The organism is Massilia sp. METH4 (assembly GCF_037094685.1).
Lineage (GTDB): Bacteria > Pseudomonadota > Gammaproteobacteria > Burkholderiales > Burkholderiaceae_D > Rugamonas.
The window spans coordinates 914,746-937,048 of sequence record NZ_CP146614.1; the positions used below are offsets into that span (position 1 = coordinate 914,746).

At 64.6% G+C, this 22,303-nt stretch carries 21 protein-coding genes; 10 read left to right on the forward strand and 11 right to left on the reverse strand.

Annotated features, from left to right (window positions below; all coding sequences use genetic code 11):
* Positions 1-201: 201 nt before the first annotated feature.
* Positions 202-1,569, forward strand: a complete 1,368-nt coding sequence (gene ffh / locus V6Z91_RS04065) for a signal recognition particle protein (protein WP_338766979.1) — start codon at positions 202-204, stop codon at positions 1,567-1,569.
* A 213-nt stretch (positions 1,570-1,782) separates the two neighbouring features.
* Positions 1,783-2,166: an SWIB/MDM2 domain-containing protein gene (locus V6Z91_RS04070; RefSeq protein WP_338766981.1), complete on the forward strand. Its 384-nt coding sequence runs from the start codon at positions 1,783-1,785 to the stop codon at positions 2,164-2,166.
* Between the two features lie 104 nt (positions 2,167-2,270).
* On the opposite strand, the gene V6Z91_RS04075 is transcribed toward V6Z91_RS04070, so the two are convergent.
* The 3 genes from V6Z91_RS04075 to V6Z91_RS04085 form a co-directional block, all read right to left on the reverse strand.
* Complete coding sequence (locus V6Z91_RS04075; RefSeq protein WP_338766983.1) at positions 2,271-3,284, reverse strand: IS110 family transposase; 1,014 nt, start codon at positions 3,282-3,284, stop codon at positions 2,271-2,273.
* A 251-nt stretch (positions 3,285-3,535) separates the two neighbouring features.
* On the reverse strand, positions 3,536-4,174 hold the full coding sequence (locus tag V6Z91_RS04080; RefSeq protein WP_338766986.1) for a lytic transglycosylase domain-containing protein: 639 nt from the start codon (positions 4,172-4,174) through the stop codon (positions 3,536-3,538).
* A gap of 2 nt (positions 4,175-4,176) precedes the next feature.
* The gene (locus V6Z91_RS04085) at positions 4,177-5,913 is read right to left on the reverse strand and encodes a proline--tRNA ligase (RefSeq protein WP_338766989.1); all 1,737 of its coding nucleotides are present in this window, start codon (positions 5,911-5,913) and stop codon (positions 4,177-4,179) included.
* A gap of 229 nt (positions 5,914-6,142) precedes the next feature.
* On the opposite strand from V6Z91_RS04085, the gene V6Z91_RS04090 reads away from it, so the two are divergent.
* Positions 6,143-6,772 carry an RNA pyrophosphohydrolase gene (locus tag V6Z91_RS04090; protein ID WP_338766991.1) on the forward strand — a complete coding sequence of 210 codons (630 nt, stop codon included), beginning with the start codon at positions 6,143-6,145 and terminating at the stop codon, positions 6,770-6,772.
* Positions 6,773-6,950: 178 nt separating this feature from the next.
* Positions 6,951-7,373: a DUF1841 family protein gene (locus V6Z91_RS04095; RefSeq protein ID WP_338766993.1), complete on the forward strand. Its 423-nt coding sequence runs from the start codon at positions 6,951-6,953 to the stop codon at positions 7,371-7,373.
* A gap of 133 nt (positions 7,374-7,506) precedes the next feature.
* Here V6Z91_RS04095 and V6Z91_RS04100 read toward each other — a convergent pair whose 3' ends face one another.
* Together V6Z91_RS04100 and V6Z91_RS04105 are read right to left on the reverse strand one after the other, a co-directional pair.
* Complete coding sequence (locus V6Z91_RS04100) at positions 7,507-7,848, reverse strand: cytochrome c (RefSeq protein WP_338766995.1); 342 nt, start codon at positions 7,846-7,848, stop codon at positions 7,507-7,509.
* Positions 7,849-7,856: 8 nt separating this feature from the next.
* Positions 7,857-8,186, reverse strand: coding sequence for a cytochrome c (locus V6Z91_RS04105; protein ID WP_338766997.1), 330 nt, complete (start codon positions 8,184-8,186; stop codon positions 7,857-7,859).
* Between the two features lie 217 nt (positions 8,187-8,403).
* Here V6Z91_RS04105 and V6Z91_RS04110 point away from each other — a divergent pair, with 217 nt between their 5' ends.
* The 5 genes from V6Z91_RS04110 (at position 8,404) to V6Z91_RS04130 (ending at position 12,009) form a co-directional block, all read left to right on the forward strand.
* Positions 8,404-9,267: a MoxR family ATPase gene (locus tag V6Z91_RS04110; protein WP_338767000.1), complete on the forward strand. Its 864-nt coding sequence runs from the start codon at positions 8,404-8,406 to the stop codon at positions 9,265-9,267.
* Positions 9,264-9,872, forward strand: coding sequence for a GNAT family protein (locus tag V6Z91_RS04115; RefSeq protein ID WP_338767002.1), 609 nt, complete (start codon positions 9,264-9,266; stop codon positions 9,870-9,872). The genes V6Z91_RS04110 and V6Z91_RS04115 overlap by 4 nt, the downstream gene beginning before the upstream one ends.
* The gene (locus V6Z91_RS04120; RefSeq protein ID WP_338767005.1) at positions 9,866-11,035 is read left to right on the forward strand and encodes a VWA domain-containing protein; all 1,170 of its coding nucleotides are present in this window, start codon (positions 9,866-9,868) and stop codon (positions 11,033-11,035) included. Before V6Z91_RS04115 ends, V6Z91_RS04120 begins: the two co-directional genes overlap by 7 nt.
* A gap of 117 nt (positions 11,036-11,152) precedes the next feature.
* A complete protein-coding gene (locus tag V6Z91_RS04125; RefSeq protein WP_338767008.1) occupies positions 11,153-11,560 on the forward strand; it encodes a hypothetical protein in 408 nt (135 codons plus the stop codon).
* Positions 11,561-11,610: 50 nt separating this feature from the next.
* Entirely contained in the window at positions 11,611-12,009 is a 399-nt protein-coding gene (locus tag V6Z91_RS04130) for a hypothetical protein (protein ID WP_338767010.1), read from the forward strand.
* A gap of 60 nt (positions 12,010-12,069) precedes the next feature.
* Here the strand turns inward: V6Z91_RS04130 and kdpE are convergent, their stop codons facing one another.
* From kdpE to kdpF, 6 genes are read right to left on the reverse strand one after another with little or no spacing between them, the layout of a single operon-like run.
* Positions 12,070-12,759 carry a two-component system response regulator KdpE gene (kdpE, locus tag V6Z91_RS04135; RefSeq protein ID WP_338771723.1) on the reverse strand — a complete coding sequence of 230 codons (690 nt, stop codon included), beginning with the start codon at positions 12,757-12,759 and terminating at the stop codon, positions 12,070-12,072.
* A 16-nt stretch (positions 12,760-12,775) separates the two neighbouring features.
* On the reverse strand, positions 12,776-15,460 hold the full coding sequence (locus V6Z91_RS04140) for a DUF4118 domain-containing protein (RefSeq protein WP_338767013.1): 2,685 nt from the start codon (positions 15,458-15,460) through the stop codon (positions 12,776-12,778).
* Positions 15,461-15,478: 18 nt separating this feature from the next.
* On the reverse strand, positions 15,479-16,063 hold the full coding sequence (kdpC, locus tag V6Z91_RS04145; RefSeq protein ID WP_338767016.1) for a potassium-transporting ATPase subunit KdpC: 585 nt from the start codon (positions 16,061-16,063) through the stop codon (positions 15,479-15,481).
* A 10-nt stretch (positions 16,064-16,073) separates the two neighbouring features.
* Positions 16,074-18,161 carry a potassium-transporting ATPase subunit KdpB gene (gene kdpB, locus V6Z91_RS04150; protein ID WP_338767017.1) on the reverse strand — a complete coding sequence of 696 codons (2,088 nt, stop codon included), beginning with the start codon at positions 18,159-18,161 and terminating at the stop codon, positions 16,074-16,076.
* Positions 18,162-18,171: 10 nt separating this feature from the next.
* Complete coding sequence (gene kdpA / locus V6Z91_RS04155; RefSeq protein ID WP_338767020.1) at positions 18,172-19,884, reverse strand: potassium-transporting ATPase subunit KdpA; 1,713 nt, start codon at positions 19,882-19,884, stop codon at positions 18,172-18,174.
* On the reverse strand, positions 19,881-19,982 hold the full coding sequence (kdpF, locus tag V6Z91_RS04160) for a K(+)-transporting ATPase subunit F (RefSeq protein ID WP_338767023.1): 102 nt from the start codon (positions 19,980-19,982) through the stop codon (positions 19,881-19,883). The genes kdpA and kdpF overlap by 4 nt, the downstream gene beginning before the upstream one ends.
* 307 nt (positions 19,983-20,289) lie before the next feature.
* Here kdpF and V6Z91_RS04165 point away from each other — a divergent pair, with 307 nt between their 5' ends.
* Complete coding sequence (locus V6Z91_RS04165) at positions 20,290-22,287, forward strand: DNA topoisomerase IV subunit B (RefSeq protein ID WP_338767025.1); 1,998 nt, start codon at positions 20,290-20,292, stop codon at positions 22,285-22,287.
* The last annotated feature ends 16 nt before the right edge of the window (positions 22,288-22,303 follow it).

A 22,303-nucleotide genomic window follows, 5' to 3' on the forward strand; every position in this document is an offset into this window, starting at 1 on the left:
CCCATGGTTAAAGTGAACGAGCACGATGCAGGTGGTCGCAATAGTTGTCAATGAGAAATAGCAAAGAGGCACATAAAGTGTGCACGGCTGTGACAATTGGAGAGCTTCGACCGCCGTCGCGGGGAAACCGCGCCTGCCGCACTAATGTAAAATGGCGCGGTTCCGGGCCCGTGCCCGCCCTCTCATATCTGATCACCCGACATGCTAGACAATCTGACTCAACGCCTCGCCAAGGTCGTCAAGACCATGCGCGGCGAGGCCCGGCTGACCGAAGCCAACACCGCCGAAATGCTGCGCGAAGTGCGCCTGGCCCTGCTGGAGGCCGACGTGGCCCTGCCGGCCGTGCGCGAATTCATCGGCAAGGTCAAGGAAAAGGCGCTCGGCGAGGAAGTCGTCGGCTCGCTGTCGCCGGGCCAGGCGCTGGTGGGCGTGGTGCAGCGCGAACTGGGCGCCCTGATGGGCGCCGATCTCGGCCCCGAAGCCACCCAACTGAGCTTCGCCCAGCAGCCGCCGGCGATCATCCTGATGGCCGGCCTGCAGGGCGTGGGTAAAACCACCACCGTCGGCAAGCTGGCCAAGTACCTGCGCGAGCAGAAGAAGAAAAAAGTGCTGACCGTGTCGGCCGACGTGTACCGCCCCGCCGCCATCGCGCAGCTGCAATCGGTGACCGGCCAGGCCGGCGCCGACTTCTTCCCGTCGACGGCGCAGGACAAGCCGGTGGACATCGCGCTGTCCGCACTGGACTGGGCGAAGAAGCATTATCACGACGTGCTGATCATCGACACCGCCGGCCGCCTCGGTATCGACGAAGAGATGATGAAGGAGATCGCCGCCGTGCACGGCGCGGTCAAGCCGATCGAGACGCTGTTCGTCGTCGACGCGATGCTGGGCCAGGATGCGATCAACACCGCCAAGGCGTTCAACGACGCGCTGCCGCTGACCGGCATCGTGCTGACCAAGCTCGATGGCGATTCGCGCGGCGGCGCGGCGCTGTCCGTGCGCCACATCACGGGCAAGCCGATCAAGTTCGCCGGCGTGTCCGAGAAGCTCGATGGCCTGGAAGCCTTCGATCCCTCGCGCATGGCCAACCGCATCCTCGGCATGGGCGACATCCTCGCGCTGGTGGAAGAGGCGCGCAAGGGCGTGGACGCGAAGGCCGCGGCCGACCTGGCGGCCAAGGTGAAGGCGGGCGGCAAGTTCGACATGAACGACTTCAAGGCCCAGCTGGGCCAGATGAAGAAGATGGGCGGCATGGCCGGCCTGGTCGACAAGCTGCCGGCCCAGTTCCAGCAGGCGGCCGGCAACGCCAACATGGACCAGGCGGAAAAGCAGGTGCGCCGCATGGTCGGCATCATCGATTCGATGACGCCCGCCGAACGCGCCAAGCCGGAGCTGATCAAGGCGGCCCGCAAGCGCCGCATCGCGGCCGGCGCCGGCGTGCAGGTGCAGGAAGTCAACCGCATGCTGAATCAGTTCGAACAGATGCAGACGATGATGAAAAAGCTCCAGGGCGGCGGCCTGATGAAGATGATGCGCAGCATGAAGGGCATGATGCCCGGCTTGCGTTAAAGCCAGTGTTTACGGGGCTTTCTGCCCTGTGCATCCCCCGGAACCGCCCTGTGCGCAAGCCCAGCGGCGGTTTTTGTCATTATTAACCTTTCTTTACGTGCCGTTTCCCACAAAAAAGGCGAAAAACGCTTGCATCCTTGTAAAAAGCCCACCAATATTAGCCGTGCGATTGTATTGCGCAATTTTCCATGTGTTTGTTAAGGAGGCTCGAATATGGCAACAGCCAAGAAATCCACGGCAGCACCTGCCAAGAAAGCCGCGACCAAAGCGGCTCCGGCAAAGAAGGCCGCCGCTCCAGCGAAAGCTGCAGCCAAGCCGGCAGCGAAAAAGGCAGCACCCGCAGCACGCAAGCCCAATGCAGCATTCATGAAAGAGATGACTCCGTCGGCCCAACTGTCCCCGGTAGTAGGTGCCTCCCCGCTGCCGCGCACGGAAGTCACGAAGAAAGTCTGGGATTACATCAAGAAGCACAACCTGCAGGACGCCGCGAACCGCCGCATGATCAACGCGGACGACAAGCTGAAAGCCGTTTTCGGCGGCAAGGCCCAGGTTTCCATGTTCGAAATGACGAAGCTGATTTCCGATCACCTGAGCTGACCATGCACCGGCCCGCCCGGTACCGAACAGAGCCCCCGGCGCTTGCAGCGACCGGGGATTTTTTTTGCGCCTTGCACTGCACGCACGGCGGCCGAACACCGGTGTCAGATACCGTGTTCACCCGCAAGCCTTTTGCCCATGTGATTCGGGTCAAATGGCTTTCGTGAGCGGACGACGCCGTACATCTGGTGCACGAGCTTGCGCATGACGGCAGCGATGACAGCCATCTTAGCCATGCCTGTTGACTGCAGCCGGTTTGCAAATTCCCTTAACAGCGGGTTCTTTCTGATCGCTGTAAGTGCTGGCATGTATAGGGCTGCCCGCAGGTCGCGACAGCCCATTCTGGTAATGGTAGTCCTACCCCTCACCGAGCTGCCTGATTGCCTCTGGCGTGGCGTCACCCCAATGTAGGCCGCCAGTTCCTTGGCGCTGCCGAAGCGCCGCAGGTTCCCCACACGACCAAGTACCTTGGCCGCGGTCCCGCGGCCAAGGCCTGGGATCGACTCAATCAGCTCAGCATCGTGCCGGAGATCCGGATGCCGATCGATGTGATCATCGATATCGTTCTCCAGCTGCTTGATTTGTTTGTCCAGCCAATCCAAGTGCGTCTTGGCGTGAGCTGCCACCTCGGTCTGGTTTGCAAACTCAAGTGCTTCGATACGATTGGCCTGTTGCTGTCGAATGTCTTTCAACGATGCCAGATGCTCGTTCCAAGCCCTCAATTGCCGCTGCTCGTGCGAAGGGGCCTGCCAAAGCGCTGGGCTCATCGCTGCGCAGTATCGCGCAATGAGAGCTGCATCAGCTTTGTCGTTTTTGTTTCGGATGATTAGACTCTGGCCAAATCCTTTGATGCTGGCAGGATTGACGACGCTCACCTTCATGCCCATGTCGCTCAATGCCAGGGCAACAGGCTCGCTGTACACGCCTGTCGATTCCATGCAAATATGGACCGCATCGAGCGTAACATCCTGATTCTTCAACCACTTTATCAGCTCTGCGTAACCGTCCCTGTTGTTCGGAAGCACTTTGCTCTTGAGCTTCCCATTCTTCAGCAACGCTATATCCAGTTTGCTTTTGCTGACATCAATTCCTACTACTGGCGTGCCTACGAAATTCATTTGTTGACCACCCTCGTATGCAGGCTCGAAGCCTAAGATACCGTCCGGACTTAACAATGAAAAACAGGCAGAGGCGCCAATCTGACCCACAGGCTCTTGGCCTTAGACACCATCGACATCACTCTGCCTGGCCGTTTCCTTCAGCGGTAATTTTGCCAAAGATCCGACGGGATCATCATACGAGACACCATTTCGAGCAAAGCTCGAAATGGTGTCTGACACCGGTTTTCCTGAGCCAACACCAGAGACGCCTACTTCCAGTTATTCCACGCCTTCAGCACCGCGTTCGGATACTCCGCCCTCCCCCGGCTGCCGTTGTAGCGCCCCAGCGCGAGGAACAGGTCGCCCTTTTCCATGTCCAGGTACATGCGCAGGATCGCGCAGCCGTAGCGCAGGTTGGTCTGCATGTTGAACAGCTTGCGGCGGTCTCTGTCGCCGATCACGTTGGTCCAGAACGGCATCACCTGCATGTAGCCGCGCGCGCCGACGATGGACACGGCGTACTTGCGATACGCCGATTCCACCTGGATCAGCCCCAGCACGAGCGAGGGCTCGAGGCCCGCGCGGCGCGCCTCGTACCAGACGGTTTCCAGGAATTCGCGCCGATGCAGTTCGTCCGGCAGCTTGCGTTGCAGCCGGCCGGACATGTCGGCCACCCACGCGTCATAGCGCTGCTGGTCGGCCGGATTGGTGAAGACGGGCTTCGGCGGGCGCGCGTCCAGGATGGCATTGGACAGGGCGACGCGCACCGCATCGGCCAGCGCCTCTTCCTTCTGGTTGCCCGCGAAGCCGAACGGGGCGCACAGCACGCCGGTGGCGAAAGCCACCGTGTGCCACCAGCGCAACGGGCGCGCCCACCACCGGCGCCGCTCGCGACCTCCCCCGCCCATGATTACTGCTGCACTTTGGCCTTGATGAAGGCCACGATATCGGCCAGCGGCACGCCCGTCGCCTCGGCGTCGCGGCGGCCCTGGTATTCCAGGTTGCCATCCTTCAGGCCGCGCTCACCGATGACGACGCGATGCGGCACGCCGATCAGTTCCCAGTCGGCGAACATGGCGCCCGGGCGCAGGCCGCGGTCGTCCACGATCACGTCGATGCCGGCCGCCAGCGCCGCGGCATACAGCTTCTCTGTCTCTTCCTTGACCAGTTCGCTGCGGTCCAGGCCCATCGGGCACAGCACCAGCTCGAACGGCGCGATGGCGGTCGGCCAGACGATGCCCTTGTCGTCGAAGTTCTGCTCGATCGCCGCGCCCAGGATGCGGGTGACGCCGATGCCGTAGCAACCCATCTGCAGCGGTGCCGGCTTGCCGTTTTCATCGAGGTAAGTGGCGTTCATCGCCTGCGAATACGCGGTTCCCAGCTGGAACACGTGGCCCACTTCGATGCCGCGCTCGATCGCCAGCACGCCCTTGCCGTCCGGCGAAGGGTCGCCCTCGACCACGTTGCGCAGGTCGGCCGTGATGTGCGGCTCGGCCACGTCGCGGCCCCAGTTGGCGCCCGTGAAGTGGTAGTCCTCCTCGTTCGCGCCCGTCACGAAGTCGGCCATGTTGGCCACCGTGCGGTCGGCCACGATCGTGACCGGCAGCTTCGTGCCGATCGGGCCGAGGTAACCCGGCTTGCAGCCGTACACTTCCTCGATCTCCTCGGCGGTCGAGAAGCGGTAGGCGCCCTGCAGGCCCGGCACCTTCGACGCCTTGATCTCGTTGAGCTCATGGTCGCCCCGCAGCAGCAGCATGAAGTACTGCTTCTCGATCTTGCCTTCGTTGTCGGTTTCCACGGTCAGCGCGAGCGTCTTGAGCGTCTTCGACAGGTCGATGCCCAGCTGGCGCGCCACTTCCTCGCACTTGGCGGCCTTCGGGGTATGCGCCTTCACCAGCTCTTCGGAAGGTGCCGGGCGGGTGCCGGTGGCGAGCGCCTCGGCCGCCTCCATATTGGCCGCATAGTCGGACGTGGGGCAGTACACCAGCGCATCCTCGCCGGTGCTGGCGATCACGTGGAATTCGTGCGAGCCGGTGCCGCCGATCGCGCCGTTGTCGGCCGCCACCGCGCGGAACTTCAGGCCGAAGCGGGTGAAGATCTTCACGTAGGCGTCGAACATCACCTGATAGGACTTTTGCATGCCTTCCAGGTCGCGATCGAACGAGTACGCATCCTTCATCGTGAATTCACGGCCACGCATCAGGCCGAAGCGGGGGCGGCGCTCGTCGCGGAATTTGGTCTGGATGTGGTAAAAATTCAACGGCAGCTGGCGATACGACTTGATCTCGCTGCGCACCACGTCGGTGATCACTTCCTCGGAGGTCGGCTGAATCGCGAACTCCCGGCCATGCCGGTCCTTTACGCGCATCAGTTCCGGCCCCATCTTGTCCCAGCGGCCCGTTTCTTGCCACAGCTCGGCCGGCTGTACCAGCGGCATCAGGAGCTCGATGGCGCCGGCGCGGTTCATCTCCTCGCGCACGATCGCCTCGACCTTGCGGATCACCTTCAGGCCCATCGGCATATACGTGTAGATGCCGGAGCCCAGCCGCTTGATCATGCCTGCCCGCATCATCAGCTTGTGGCTGACGATTTCGGCGTCAGAAGGCGCTTCTTTGAGTGTGGAAATAAAAAACCGTGACGCACGCATATCTGTGAATTCTTTTCAAAAAGAGAGGGTTATAATCAACCTAATTTTAAAGGATTAGCTGGCTGATGCATCCATCATTTATACAATACGCCCAACTGCGCGTTCTACTGCGGCGCTCAACTGCGGGCTTGCCGGACGCTTCCCTACCAGGGGGGCGATGCCGGCAGGCGGACTTGTAGGCAAAAATGTAAGAAGGATCGCACAGCAGGCAGAAAGTTTGAGGTGCACTATGCTCGATCGGGAAGGGTTCCGCCCCAACGTCGGCATCATCCTGCTCAACTCGCATAACGAGGTGTGGTGGGGCAAGCGGGTGCGCGAGCACTCATGGCAATTTCCGCAAGGAGGAATCAAATACGGCGAGACGCCGGAGCAGGCGATGTACCGCGAGCTGCAGGAGGAAATCGGCTTGCGGCCCGAGCACGTGAAGATCGTGGGCCGCACGCGCGACTGGCTGCGCTACGAGGTGCCGGACCATTTCATCAAGCGCGAGATCCGCGGCCATTACCGTGGCCAGAAGCAGATCTGGTTCCTGCTGCGCATGTGCGCGCGCGACAATGAAGTGAACCTGCGCCTGACGGACCACCCGGAGTTCGATGCCTGGCGCTGGCACGAATACTGGGTGCCGCTGGACGTGGTCATTGAATTCAAGCGCGAGGTGTACCAGCGCGCGCTCCAGGAACTGTCGCGCTTTCTCACCTGGCCGTCGCACGGCGAGCGCCGTCATTCGTCGCGCTACCTGCGCCAGCCGCACGGCCGCGGCCAGCAGGGGCAGCGCGCGCAGCAACAGGCGATCGCGGCACCGCCGCAGGAACTTGTCGGCTGCGACGGTGCGGCCCTGGCCACCTCCGGCAAGCGCTGACGTCGGCACATTGGTGTCGGACACCTTTTCCGGGCGATTTTCCGGAAAAGGTGTCCGACACCGGTTTTCCCACGCCCCGCCCCGGCGTGTACCCCTTCCAGGTCTTCCTCACAGCCTGCACCACCGGACAATTCTTTGTACAATGTCCGCCCACCCCCGCACGCCCATTGCCAGCCCCATGTTCACCCCCTCCTCCCACGACGTCCGCCGCTTCTTCTGCGAAGTGTTCCGCAAGGACCGCGCCCATGAAATCCTGACCCCCATCGAGGCGATGGCGCTGGACTGGGTGCGCCAGCACCCCGAGTACGACGAAGCATTGACCGACGTGGAAGCGGCGCTGGCGCGCGACTACTCGGTGGAAGGCGGGCAACCCAATCCCTTCCTGCACCTGGCGATGCACCTGTCGATCTCCGAGCAGGTGTCGATCGACTCGCCACGGGGCATCCGCGCCGCCTATGAAGCCCTGTCGAACAAGCTCGGCCAGCACGACGCGCAGCACGAAATCATGGAATGCCTGGGGGAGATGATCTGGAAGTCGCAGCGCAGCGGGCTGCCGCCGGACGGGGAGGCGTATATCGAGGCCGTCAGGCGGCGCACCTGAAGTTGGTGCCCGACACCTTTTCCCGATGGGAAAAGGTGTCGGGGAGGGGTAATGGCATGCATGCCATTACCGCTTGACAGGCGCGGAGCATGCTCCGCGAAACCCCTGTCAAGCCACCGGTTTTCGGTCGCGATTACCGCTTCACGACCATATTCCCCGGCAAGCTGTGCAAATAAGCCGCCAGGTCCGCGATATCCTTGTTCGACAGCGGCTTCACCAGGCCACCCATGATAGGGTTGTTGCGGCCGTTCGGGCCGTCGCCGCGCTTGTAGGCGATCAGCGCGTGGGCCAGGTAATCCTTGTGCTGGCCGGCCAGCTTCGGGTAGCTCGGGTCGATCGGCGAGTTGTAATCCTTGCCATGGCAAGTCGCGCACGCGTACTTCTCGGCCAGCGCCTTGCCGTTGTTGATGTTCCCGGCGGCGAAAGCGCCGGCGGAGGCGATGCAGCAGGCCACGGCGAACAGGGTTTTCTTCATCGTGGTCCTCATTTCTGCTTGGCGTAATAGGCGGCGATGTCGGCGATGTCCTGGTCGGACAGGCTGACGGCGATTCCCTGCATCGACGGGTGCTTGCGGTCACCTTTCTGGTAACCCTTCAGCGCCGCTTCGATGTACTTGGCATTCTGGCCGCCGATCTTCGGCACCGGGAACACTTCCGGGAAGGTGGCCTTGTAGCCGGGGATGGCGTGGCAGCCGATGCACATTTCGATCTTGGCTGGGGCGGCGGCCGGGTTGCCGACGATGTCCGCGGCCAGCGCGGCCGGCGCGGCCTGTACTGCGCCGGCAAGCAGGAACACTGCTGTCAGTTTATTCATGGGTGGCTAGTCGAATCCAAAAGAGTAGTTGGAGGGGACTCATTCTTCATCGAGGTCTCCGTGTCCCCTTGCTGCTTGCATAAATACTTGCTCTGCGTGCTACCAGCGGCCCATTCTAGCGCGGCTGTTTCTGGTCGTCCATAACGATTCAGGTACGTTCTGGGCTGCGCGGAACTACCGTATACTGGCCTTTTTCTCCCGAACCGGAAGCTTTTCCATGACCGTCCACCACGAGAACAGCCGCTTCGATGGCTCCGCCAACTATGTTGCCACAAATGACCTGAAGCTTGCCGTCAACGCGGCGCTTACCTTGCAGCGGCCGCTGCTCGTGAAGGGCGAACCGGGCACCGGCAAGACCATGCTGGCCGAGGAAGTGGCCGCCGCGCTGGACCGGCCGCTGTTGCAGTGGCACGTCAAATCCACCACCAAGGCGCAGCAGGGCCTGTATGAATACGACGCCGTCTCGCGCCTGCGCGATTCGCAGCTGGGCGACGAGCGCGTGCGCGACATCCACAACTACATCGTCAAGGGCGTGCTGTGGCAGGCGTTCACGGCGCCCGAACCCGTGGTGCTGCTGATCGACGAGATCGACAAGGCCGACATCGAATTCCCCAACGACCTGCTGCGCGAACTGGACCGGATGGAATTCTACGTCTATGAAACCCGCGAGATGGTGGTGGCGAAGCACCGCCCGCTGGTGATCATCACGTCGAACAACGAGAAGGAATTGCCGGACGCCTTCCTGCGCCGCTGCTTCTTCCACTACATCGCCTTCCCCGACCGGGACACCATGGAAGCGATCGTGCAGGTGCATTTCCCCAAGCTGAAGCAGGACCTGCTGGCACAGGCGCTGCAAACGTTCTACGAAGTGCGCGACATCTCCGGGCTGAAGAAGAAGCCCTCCACGTCGGAATTCCTCGACTGGCTCAAGCTCCTGCTGGCCGAGGACATTCCGCCGGAAGCACTGCGCAGCAAGGACAGCCGTGCGATCGTGCCGCCGCTGCACGGCGCCCTGCTGAAGAACGAGCAGGACGTGCACCTGTTCGAGCGCCTGGTATTCATGTCGAGGCATAACCGATGATCACGGTGCAACCCGTCACGCTGGAGTTCAACGGGGTGCGCCTGGAACCGCTGGGCCCTGGGCACGCGGAAGGACTGCGCGCCGCGGCGCGCGACGGCGAGCTGTGGAAGCTGCGCGTCACCTCCGTGCCGGAGCCGGAGAACGTCGCCGGCTATATCGCCACGGCCGTGGAGATGCGCCCTTCCCGGCTGGCGTTCGCCGTGCTCGACGCGGCCACCGGCGAGGTGATCGGTACCACGAGCTACCACGACATCGTGCCGGCCATCGGCCGCGTGGAAATCGGCTACACGTGGTACGCGAAGAGCCGCCAGCGCAGCCATGTGAACACGAGCTGCAAGCGCATGCTGCTGGCGCACGCGTTCGACACGCTGGGCTGCGACGCCGTGGGCTTTCGCACCGATAACTTCAACCATGCCTCGCAGCGGGCGATCGAACGCCTTGGCGCGAAGAAGGATGGTGTGATCCGCCACCATGCCATGCGGCGCGACGGCACCGTGCGCGACACCGTCATGTACAGCATCGTGCGCGGCGAATGGCCCGAGATCCGCGCCCATCTCGACTACCTGCTCCATCGTCACCCGATACTGCGCGAACGGCCATGCTGATCGACTTCTTCTTCACGCTGAAGGACGCGAAGATCCCCGTCACCATCAAGGAATTCCTTACCTTGCTGGAGGCGATGGAAAAGCACGTCGTCACCCAGTCGCTGGACGACTTCTACTACCTGGCGCGCCTGACGCTGGTGAAGGACGAGGCGCACTACGACCGCTTCGACCGCGCCTTTGCACAGTACTTCAAGGGCATCGACGGCGCATTCGATCCCAAGGCATCGATCCCGCTGGACTGGCTGCTGCAGCGCATGAAGCGCGAATTGACCGACGAGCAGAAGGCGGCGCTGGAAAAATTCGGCTACGACAAGCTGATGGACCGGCTGGCCGAACTGCTGAAGGAACAGAAGGAGCGCCACGAAGGCGGCAGCAAATGGATCGGCACGGGCGGCACGTCGCCGTTCGGCCATGGCGGCACCAATCCCGAGGGCGTTCGCATTGGCGGAAAGGGCGGCAGCCGCACCGCCGTCAAGGTATGGGACCAGCGCACCTACAAGGACTACGACGCCGACAAGGAACTGGGCACCCGCAACATCAAGGTCGCGCTGCGCCGGCTGCGCCGCTTCGCCCGCGACGGCGCCCAGGAAGAACTGGCGCTGGACCAGACGATCCGCGCCACCGCCAACAACGCCGGCTGGCTCGACATCAGGATGCAGCCGGAGCGCCGCAACAACGTGAAGGTGCTGATGCTGTTCGACGTGGGCGGCACCATGGACGACCACATCGAGCGCACCGAGGAACTGTTCTCGGCGGCGAAGTCGGAATTCAAGAACATGGAGTTCTTCTACTTCCACAACTGCGTCTACGACTACCTGTGGAAGAACAACCGCCGCCGCAACGCCGAACGCTTTTCCACCTGGGACGTGCTGCGCAAGTACACGCCGGACACGAAGCTGATCTTCGTGGGCGACGCCACGATGAGCCCCTACGAGATCCTGCAGGCGGGCGGTTCGGTCGAGTACAACAACCAGGAAGCGGGCGCCGAATGGCTGGCCCGCTTCACGCACGCGTTCCCGAAATTCGCCTGGCTGAACCCGGAACCGGAACAGTACTGGCAGTACCGGCAGTCGATCGCGATCATCCGGCAGATCATGAACAACCGCATGTTTCCCGTCACCCTGGAAGGGCTGGAGCGGGCGATGCGTGTGCTGTCGAAATAGCCGAACCCCCGGGACAGCTACCGGGCTCACGTATCATGCACGCGACCGTGGCTCCGCTCCAGGCAGAGCCATGTCGGCTCATCCACCGGAACAACAAACAGAACAATAGGGCATACGATGGACGACATGCTTGGATTCATGCTTTTCGGCTCGGCGTCGATGCTGGCCATCACCGTAGTGATCTACAGAGGACTACCATCGCATATGAAAAAGTCGAAGGCCTTCTGGAAAGGTGTGGACCTGTTCAACTCTTTCCTGGGCCTGGTATCACTCGTGACCCTGATTGCAGGCGTGTGGTTTTCCAGCTCGCAGATCCAGGCGAAAACCAATGAGTTCCTGGCCAAGGGCACGCGCCAGAGCATCGCCAGCACCACGCTCGCGCTCGAACGGAGGTATTGCGGCACGGGTAGCCAGCCTGGAAGTGCCGTATGCCCCTTCATCGACCAGGTAAAGACTTCGCTTCTGGCAGCCCCGTTCGAAGCTTCGCCCCTGCTCGCCGCACTGGACAAGCAAAGCCGTCGCTGACGAACGAGGAATTCGTCAGGCTTGAGTCGTTACTGGCGAACTATCAGGTCTTGCGCAAGCGGACGTCGGTGGCGGAAGACATACAGTTCGACTTCCGCTGGAATTTTTTCGCCGCAATCATTGCCTCGATGCTCGCGCTGAACGGATTTATGCGACTTGCCAAGTCCTACGCCGAATTCCGTATCGAGCAGGATGGCGAGAAAGCCAAGGCCGCCGAAAAGAAGCCGCGTGAAACGCAGAGTTTTGACGTGGCCGACTTCAAACGGCGCTTCAGCTGCGACGACGTGCTGATCAGCCGCCTTGTCGCCGCTGGTGCGCTCGTGGATTCAACGACGCGCAAGATTACCATCCTGGCGCATACCGACACGCGATTTGCATGCAAGCCCGAAAGCGACAAAGCAGTAGCAGGCTCGCCCGGTACCCTTAGCGAAGCTGCTGCGAGCCGCTGAACGGGGCACCTGGACACCGCTCCCGACATCAACGGATCAAAGGGGCTGTGTCGAAACGCGTCAAGGGGCCAACAGCAGCAGCCGGTAGCCGACCGCCGTTTCCGTCAGCAGGTGCGCCGGCTGGGCGGGATCGCGTTCCAGCTTCTGGCGCAGGTGGCCCATGTAGATGCGCAGGTAGTGGCCGTTTTCGGCGTTCGACGGCCCCCACACCTCGCGCAGCAGCTGGGGATTGGTGACGACGCGGTTCGCATGGTTCACGAGCACGGCCAGCAGCCGGTACTCGGTCGGCGTCAGGTGCACGAGCTGGCCGTTCCGCGCAACCATGCGGGCCTGCAGGTCCACCTTCACGTCGCCGAATTGCACCACGCCGCTGCCGTCCTGCTCGGGCGTGCGGCGCCGCCGCTGCATCGCCCGCACCCGGGCCAGCAGCTCGCCCACGCCGAACGGCTTGGTCAGGTAATCGTCGGCGCCCGCGTCGAGGGCGCGGATCTTTTCCTCTTCCGACACGCGGGCCGACAGCACGATCACGGGCACGGCCGACCACTTGCGCAGGTCGGCGATCAGGTCCACGCCGTCGCCATCGGGCAAGCCCAGGTCGAGGATCAGGAGGTCGGGGCGGCGCGTGCCGGCATCGATCAGCCCGCGGTGCATCGTCGCCGATTCCTGCACGTTCCAGCCTTCCTCTTCCAGCGCCAGCCGCACGAAGCGGCGGATCTGCGGTTCGTCCTCGACCAGGAGGGCGGTCAGCATAAGTTTGTCAGTCACTTCAAGGCTCCTCCGGCAGCGCGGGCGGCGTGCCCAGCGGCAGCGTGAAGACGAGGGCGGCGCCGCCCTCCTCCGCCCGCCGCGCGGCAATGCTGCCGCCATGTGCTTCGACGATGGCGCGGCAGATCGCCAGCCCCAGCCCGACACCGGGCTTGGCCGACTCGCGCTCGCCGCGCGTGAATTTTTCGAAGATCGCCTCTTCCCGGCCGGCAGGCAGGCCGGGGCCGTTGTCGGCGACCGTTACTTCCAGCTTGTCGCCGGCGGTACGCGCCGACAGCGTGATCGTGCTGCCCGCGGGCGTGTACTTCGCCGCATTTTCCAGCAGATTGCCCAGCACGCGCTCGATCAGCACCGCGTCGTAGCGCACCAGCGGCAGGCCGGCCGGCAGCCGCGTGACGACGTGGTGCCCGGCCAGCAGCGCGCGGCTGGCACGCAGCGCACTGCCCACCGTCTCCTCGATCGCGTGCCACTCCAGGTTCAGGCGCACGGCGCCACTTTCGATGCGGGCCATGTCCAGCAGGTTTGCGACCAGGGTGCTCATGCGCACGCTTTCCTCCTGCAACGCGTGGGCCAGTTCCAGCTGCACGGGCGACAACGGCGAGCGCGCCAGCGATTCGGCCATGCCCACCAGCGACGTCAGCGGCGTGCGCAAGTCGTGCGACAGCGCGGCCAACAGGGAATTGCGCAGCCGCTCGGACTCCATCTGCACCAGCGCGCCCTGGGCAACGTCGATGTAGTGCACGCGTTCCAGCGCGATAGCGGCCAGCGCGGCGAACGTGTCCAGCTGCCGGCGCTGCTCGGGAATCAGCAGCCAGCGGCGCTCGGCCGGCTCCAGCGCCAGTACGCCGCGCGTGCGCATCGGCGCCATGAGGGGCAAGTAGAACAGCGGCGCCGCCGGCAGCGTGCCGGTGCCGATGCCGGCCGCTTCGGCGTGTTCGTATGCCCATTGGGCGATGGCCAGATCGGGCATGTTCCCGCCCTGCACCTCGACCTTGGCCGCAAGACGGCCGTCCGCATCCGGCAAGAGCAGCGTCACGCGAGCGCGGAACGCCTGTGCCAGCGTGCGCTGCGTGATCTCGATCACATGATCCGTCTGCAGCACGCCGGTCAGCTCGCGCGCATATTCATACAGGGCCTGCGAGCGCTCGGCACGGTGCGACGCCACGCGCGCCTGGAAGCGCAGGCTGGCCGTCAGCTGGCTCGTGATCAGGCCGACGACGAGCATCACGCCGAACGTGATCAGGTACTGGAAATCGCTGACGGCGAACGAGAACGTGGGTTGCACGAACAGGAAATCGAACAGCGCCACGCTGGCGAAGCTGCACAGCACTGCCGGCCCGCGGCCCAGCCGGAACGCCACCACCAGTACGGCGAGCAGGAACAGCATCGCGATGTTGGTGATTTCCAGCGCACCCACCAGCGGCATGCCGGCCAGCACGACGATGCCGCTGGCGGCGAGTGCGAGGGCGTAGCGCGTCCAGCCATGTTCCGGCTGCAAGAAGTTTCTCGGAAAATGGGGACTGTCCCCATTTTTGAGGAAACTTTGCTGTGTGGCAGCGACTTCGACGATGTCCAGCGCAGGGGCGGCGCTGGCAAGGCGCCGCAGGTGCGGGGTGCGCCAGGGCCACGTGGGCGTGGCGCGGCCCAGTACCACCTTCGGGATGTTGTGCGCCAGCGCGTAGCGGGCGATGGCGCTGGCGATGTCGTCGCCGGCCAGCACCGTCGTGGTGGCGCCCAGGTCTTGCGCCAGCTTCAGCGTTTTCAGGATGCGTTCGCGCTGGTCGGCGGGCAGGCGTTGCAGGGCCGGCGTTTCCACGTACACGGCATGCCATGCCGCACCCAGCTGGCTGGCCAGCCGGGCCGCGCTGCGCACTACCTGTTCGCCGCCCGGCCGCGGACCCACGCAGGCCAGCAGCGCCACGCCGGATTTCCACAGGGGGCTGATGGCCTGTTCCACGCGGTAGGCCTGCACGTCGTCGCCGATGCGGTCGGCGGTGCGGCGCAGCGCCAGTTCGCGCAGGGCGATCAGGTTCCCCTTGCGGAAAAAGTTCTGCGCGGCGCGCCCCGCCTGGGCGGCGGCATACACCTTGCCGTCCTTCAGGCGCTCGAGCAGCTCGTCGGCCGGCACGTCCACCAGCACCACCTCGTCGGCCCGGTCGAACACCGTGTCGGGCAGCGTTTCCGCCACGCGGACGCCCGTGATGCCGCCAACGATGTCGTTCAGGCTTTCCAGGTGCTGCACGTTTACCGTGGTGAACACGTCGATGCCCGCGTCCAGCAATTCCTCCACGTCCTGCCAGCGCTTCGGGTGGCGCGAGCCCGGGGCGTTCGAGTGCGCCAGCTCGTCGACGAGGATCAGGTCCGGCCGCCGCGCCAGCGCGCCGTCGAGGTCGAATTCGGGCAGCGCCCTGCCCCGCCAGGCCATGGACCTGGGCGGCAGCACCTCCAGCGAATCGAGCAGCGCGGCCGTTTCGCCGCGGCCATGTGTTTCGACGATGCCTACCAGCGGCCGCATGCCCTCGGCCTGCAGCTTGCGCGCCGCCGACAGCATCGCGTACGTCTTGCCCACGCCGGCGGAAGCGCCGAAATAGACGCGCAGCCGGCCCCGCGCGGCGCGCTGTTCGCGGGCCTGGACCTGCGCCAGCAAGGTGTCCGGGTCGGGGCGTTGGCTGTCGATGGGGATCATGCGCGGCAGTGTAGACGATTACAGTGTGTCGAGGGCCAGCGCATCTAAAGCCATATTCAGGGCCAGCACATTCACCTTCGGTTCGCCGAGAAAGCCGAACAGCGGCCGGTCGGCGTGGCGTTCGATCAGCTCCCGCACGCGCGCCGGGTCGATGCCGCGGGCGCGCGCCACGCGGTTCGCCTGGTACTTCGCGGCGGCCAGGCTGATGTCGGGATCGATGCCGCTGGCCGATGCCGTCACGAGATCGACCGGTACCGGTGCCGTGTTGCGGGGGTCGAGCTCGCGCAGCGCCGCGATGCGCCCCTTCACGGCATCGATCAGCGCCGGGTTCAGCGGCCCCTGGTTCGATCCGGACGAGCCGGCCGCATTGTTCGGCTGCGGCGCCGTGGCCGACGGGCGGCCCCGGAAGTAGCGCGGCGAGGTGAATGCCTGGCCGATCAGGCGGGAACCGACGGCCTGGCCGTCGCGGACAACGAGGCTGCCGGCGGCCCGGTCGGACCAGGCGACCTTGCCGAAGCCCGTCACCGCGTACGGATAGACGATGCCGCAGACGAGTGTAAGAGCGGCGAAGATGGTCACGGCGGGGCGGAGATGGGAAATCATGACGATCCTTTCAGACGAGGTTCAGCGCGGCCAGCGCCATGTCGATCAGCTTGATGCCGATAAAGGGCAGCACGAGGCCGCCCAGGCCGTACACGAGCAGGTTGCGGCGCAGCAGCACGGCGGCGCCCAGGGCCCGGTACTTCACGCCCTTCAACGCCAGCGGGATCAGGAACACGATGATCAGCGCATTGAAGATCACGGCGGACATGATCGCCGAGTCGGGGCTGGCGAGCGCCATCACGTTCAGGCTGTTCAGCTGCGGGTAGGTGCCCACGAAGGCGGCCGGGATGATGGCGAAGTACTTCGCCACGTCGTTGGCGACCGAGAACGTGGTCAGCGCACCGCGCGTCATCAGCATCTGCTTGCCGATCTCCACGATCTCCAGCAGCTTGGTCGGGTTCGAGTCCAGGTCGACCATATTGCCCGCCTCCTTGGCGGCCTGGGTGCCCGTGTTCATTGCCACCGCCACGTCGGCCTGGGCCAGGGCCGGCGCGTCGTTGGTGCCGTCGCCCGTCATCGCCACCAGCCGGCCCTCGGCCTGCTGACTGCGGATCAGCTTCAATTTATCTTCCGGCGTCGCTTCGGCCAGGAAGTCGTCCACGCCCGCCTCGGCGGCGATCGCCGACGCCGTGAGCCGGTTGTCGCCCGTGATCATCACGGTGCGGATGCCCATCCTGCGCAGTTCGGCGAAGCGCTCGCGGATGCCGGCCTTGACGATGTCCTTCAGCTCGACCACGCCCATCACCCGGCCGTCGTCCACGACGACGAGCGGCGTGCTGCCGCGGCGCGCCACGTCGTCCGCCAGCCTTGCCACCTCGCCCGGCCAGCGCCCGCCCTGCGTTTCCACGTAGCGGCGGATCGTGTCCATCGCGCCCTTGCGCACCTGCCGTTCGCCAATATCGGCGCCGCTCATGCGCGTCTGTGCCGTGAATTCCACGAACGCGATCTCGCCGCCACCGCCCACGGCCGCCAGCTCGTGCTCGCGTTCATCGATCGTGAATCTCTGGCGCGCGAGCACCACGATGCTGCGCCCTTCCGGCGTTTCGTCGGCCATCGAGGCGAGGCGCGCCGAGCGCGCCAGCTGCTCTTCGGTCACGCCGGGCGCCGGCAGGAAGGCCGACGCCTGGCGGTTGCCGTGCGTGATCGTGCCCGTCTTGTCGAGCAGGAGCACGTCCACGTCGCCGGCCGCTTCCACGGCGCGGCCCGACGTGGCGATCACGTTCGCGCCCATCATGCGGCTCATGCCGGCCACGCCGATCGCCGACAGCAGGCCGCCGATCGTGGTGGGGATCAGGCACACGAGGAGCGCGATCAGCACGGTGACCGTCACGGGCGTGCCACTGCCCGCCGCCGCCACGGAGAACAGCGAGAACGGCAGCAGGGTCACCGTCACCACGAGGAACACGATGGTCAGCGCGACCAGGAGGATCGTCAGGGCGATCTCGTTCGGCGTCTTCTGGCGCCTGGCCCCCTCCACCATCGAGATCATGCGGTCGATGAATGCCTCCCCCGGATCGACGGAAACGCGGACCACGAGCCAGTCCGACAGCACGCGGGTGCCACCCGTGACGGACGAGAAATCGCCGCCGGATTCGCGGATCACGGGCGCCGATTCGCCCGTGATGGCGCTTTCGTCGACGGAAGCGACGCCTTCGATCACCTCGCCGTCGGCCGGGATCACGTCGCCGGCTTCCACCAGTACCGTCATGCCCTTGCGCAGGTCCGTGGCCGGCACGGGCAGCCATGTGGTGCCGTACTTCGGCGTGGCCAGCTTCTTCGCCGTGACCGTGGCCTTCAGCGCCCGCAGCGACGCGGCCTGCGCCTTGCTGCGCCCTTCGGCCAGCGCCTCGGCGAAGTTCGCGAACAGCACCGTGAACCACAGCCACACGGCAATCGCGAGAATGAAGCCGGCATTTGCGTCACCCGGCACCTCGCCCTCCCCGCCCAGCGCCTGGGCGGCCAGCAGCGTGGTGGCGATGCTGCCCACGTAGACGACGAACATGACCGGGCTTCTCAGCTGCGCGCGCGGGTGCAGCTTGCGCATCGCGTCCAGCAGGGCCGGGCCGATGAGCTGGCGGTCGAACAATGTCCTGTTCATTTCAAACCTCTCATTGGAAAAGTTGCAGGTGCTCGACGACCGGGCCCAGCGCCAGCGCCGGCACGTAATTGAGCACGCCCACCAGCAGCACCACGCCGATCAGCAGGGCGACGAACAGCGGGCCGTGCGTGGGCATCGTGCCGCTGGTGACGGGCAGCCGCGCCTTGGCCGCCAGCGAGCCGGCAATGGCCAGCACGGGCACGATCACGGCGAAGCGGCCGAACCACATGGCGATCGCCAGCATCGTGTTGTAGAACGGCGTGTTGGCCGACAGCCCGGCGAACGCGCTGCCGTTGTTGTTGGCGGCGGAGCTGAACGCATACAGGATCTCGGAAAAGCCGTGCGCGCCCGGGTTGGCGATGCCGGCCATGCCGGCGGCCGAGACTACCGCGATGGCGGTGCCGGACAGCACGAGCACGGGCGTGACGAGGATGGCGATCGACGTCATCTTCATCTCATACGCCTGCACCTTCTTGCCCAGGTATTCCGGCGTGCGGCCGATCATCAGCCCGGCGATGAACACGGCCAGGATCGCGAACACCAGCATGCCGTACAGGCCAGAACCCACGCCGCCGAAGATCACCTCGCCGAACTGCATCAGCAGCAGCGGCACCGCGCCGCCCAGCGGCATCAGCGAATCGTGCATGGCGTTGACCGCGCCGCACGAGGCGGCCGTGGTCACGGCGGCGAACAGCGACGAGGCGGCGATGCCGAAGCGGGTTTCCTTGCCTTCCATGTTGCCGCCGGCTTGCAGGCTGCTCGCCACCTGGTCTACGCCGAGCGCTTGCAACGCGGGATGCGCTTGCTGCTCGGCGGCGAACACCACGAGCGTCATCAGCACGAAGACGACCGTCATGGCGGCCAGCACGGCCCAGCCCTGGCGGATGTCGCCGACCATGCGGCCAAAGGCGAAGCACAGCGCGGTCGGAATCAGGAAGATGGCGATCATTTGCGCGAAATTCGTCAGCGCCGTGGGGTTCTCGAACGGATGCGCCGAGTTGGCGTTGAAGAAGCCGCCGCCGTTCGTGCCCAGCAGCTTGATCGCTTCCTGCGACGCGACGGGCCCCATGGCGATCGTCTGCGTGCCGCCGTCGAGCGTGGCGAACGTGCGGTAGGCGTCGAAGTTCTGGATCACGCCCTGGCTCATCAGGAACAGCGCGAACAGCAGCGACAGCGGCAGCAGCACGTACAGCGTGGCGCGGGTGACGTCGACCCAGAAGTTGCCGATCGAGGCGCTGGACTTGCCGGCGAAGCCGCGGATCAGCGCAAACACGACGGCGATGCCGGTGGCCGCGGACAGGAAGTTCTGGCCGGCCAGCGCCACCATCTGCGTCAGGTAGCTCATCGTCTGCTCGCCCGCGTAGCCCTGCCAGTTCGTGTTGGCGACGAAGCTCACGGCCGTGTTGAACGAGGAATCGGGGTTCACGTTGCCCAGGCCTTGCGGATTGAGCGGGAGCCACGCTTGCAGCCTTTGCACGCCGTAGACGAACAGCGTGCCGAGGGTATTGAAGACGACCAGCGCGATCGCGTAGGCTTTCCAATCCTGCGCGCCATGTACGCCGGCGAGCCGGTACAGGCCCCGCTCGGCCCCGTGCAGCCAGCCCAGGCGGCGAACCGGCACATCGGCGTCGCCAACGCGGGCAAGATACGCGCCCAGCGGCCAGGCCAGCGCCAGCAGCACGGCCAGGAATACCGCCAACAGCGTCAAGGATTGCGCAGTCACAGGTCCTCCGCTTTCAGCAGCGCCACCAGCAGGTAGACGAGCAGGCCGGCGGCGGTAACGGCGCCGACCGCGTAGACGAGGTTCATGACCAGGTTCATGACGATTCGCCCAGCCGCGCGCAGGCGACCGCCATGCCGCACACGAGTGCCGCGCAGGCGCCGATCGCGGCAATGAAAATGATGTCCATCGCTTCCCTTCAAGGGTTGTTGTCAGGGAAATCAGCTTATCGACGGGGGTCTAAAAACGGGGTAAAGACTTGCTGGCGAGGTATAAACAAGGTATAAAAACGCCTTTTTACTGTATATTCATACAGTCATCGGCAGGATGGGCAGCGAGAGCGCTTGCTTTCCCGCCCGGCGCCTCGGCTAGAATGCCGGACTAACTCAAAACCGCAACAAGTCAAGTATGGCCACGAAAAAACCTGTTTCCGACTACAGCGAATCATCGATCCGCGTGCTGAAGGGCCTGGAGCCTGTCAAGCAGCGCCCCGGCATGTATACCCGCACGGAAAATCCGCTGCACATCATCCAGGAGGTGATCGACAACGCATCGGACGAAGCGCTGGGCGGCCATTGCCGGAACATCGTCGTCACGCAGAATGCGGACGGCAGCATCACCGTCGAGGATGACGGCCGCGGCATCCCCGTCGGCCTGCACCCGGAAGAAAACGTGCCCACGGTGGAAATCGTGTTCACCCGCCTGCACGCCGGCGGCAAGTTCGACAAGGGCTCGGGCGGCGCCTATGCGTTCTCGGGCGGCCTGCACGGCGTGGGCGTCTCCGTCACCAACGCGCTGTCCAAGCGCCTGGAAATCAATGTGTGGCGCAAGGACGACAAGGGCAACGGATACCACACGATCGCGTTCGAGAACGGCGACCTGGTGCAACCGCTGACCTCCGGCCCGGCGCCGAAGGATGGTAAAAAGTCCGGCACGCGCGTCACCGCCTGGCCCGACCCGAAATATTTCGATTCGCCGCTGATCTCGCAGGTCGAGCTGCAACGGCTGCTGCGCTCGAAGGCGGTGCTGCTGCCGGGTGTTTCCGTCACGCTCAAGAATGAGAAGACGGGCGATTCGCAGACGTGGCAATACAACGACGGCCTGCGCGGCTACCTTACCGAAGCGCTGGCGCAGAGCGGCAATGGCGAAACCTTCGTGCCCCTGTTCGAAGGCGAGCAATTCGCCGGCCCCGATGCGGAAGGCTTTGCCGAGGGCGAAGGCGCCTCGTGGGTGGTGGCGTGGACGGAAGAAGGCTCGATCATGCGCGAGTCCTACGTGAACCTGATCCCCACTCCGAACGGCGGCACCCACGAATCGGGCCTGCGCGAAGGCTTGTTCGGCGCCATGAAGAACTTCGTGGAGCTGCACTCGCTGCTGCCGAAGGGCGTCAAATTGCTGCCGGAAGACGTGTTCGCGCGCGCTTCCTTCGTGTTGTCTGCCAAGGTGCTGGACCCGCAGTTCCAGGGCCAGATCAAGGAGCGCCTGAACTCGCGCGATGCGGTGCGCCTCGTCTCGACCTTCTCCAAGCCGGCGCTGGAACTGTGGCTGAACCAGCACATCGACTGGGGCAAGAAGCTGGCCGAACTCGTCATCAAGCAGGCGCAATCGCGCCTGCGCTCGGCGCAGAAGGTGGAAAAGAAGAAGTCGTCCGGCGTGGCCGTGTTGCCGGGCAAGCTGACCGATTGCGAATCCACCGACGTGTCGCGCACGGAACTGTTCCTCGTCGAGGGTGACTCGGCGGGCGGTTCGGCGAAGATGGGCCGCGACAAGGAATTCCAGGCGATCCTGCCGCTGCGCGGCAAGGTGCTGAACTCCTGGGAAACGGACCGCGACCGCCTGTTCGCCAACAACGAGATCCACGATATCGCCGTGGCGATCGGCGTGGACCCGCACAGCTTCGGCGATACGCCAGACCTGTCGAACCTCCGCTACGGCAAGATCTGCATCCTGTCGGACGCGGACGTGGACGGCTCGCACATCCAGGTGCTGCTGCTCACGCTGTTCTTCCGCCACTTCCCGGCGCTGATCCAGAACGGCAATATCTGCGTGGCGCGCCCGCCGCTGTACCGCGTGGACGCGCCGGCGCGCGGCAAGAAGCCGATCCAGAAACTGTACGCCCTCGATGACGGCGAGCTGACGGCGATCGAGGACAAGCTGCGCAAGGATGGCCTGAAGGATGGCAGCTGGACCATTTCCCGCTTCAAGGGCCTGGGCGAGATGAACGCCGAGCAGCTGTGGGAAACCACGATGAACCCGGACACGCGGCGCCTGTTGCCGGTGGCGTTCGGCGACTACGCGCCCACCGAGGCCGCGGCCCGCTTCAACATGCTGATGGGTAAAGGCGAAGCCGCCGCCCGCCGCGCATGGATCGAGGAACACGGCAACGAAGTCGAAGCAGATATCTAAAATTTGAAGAAGCACC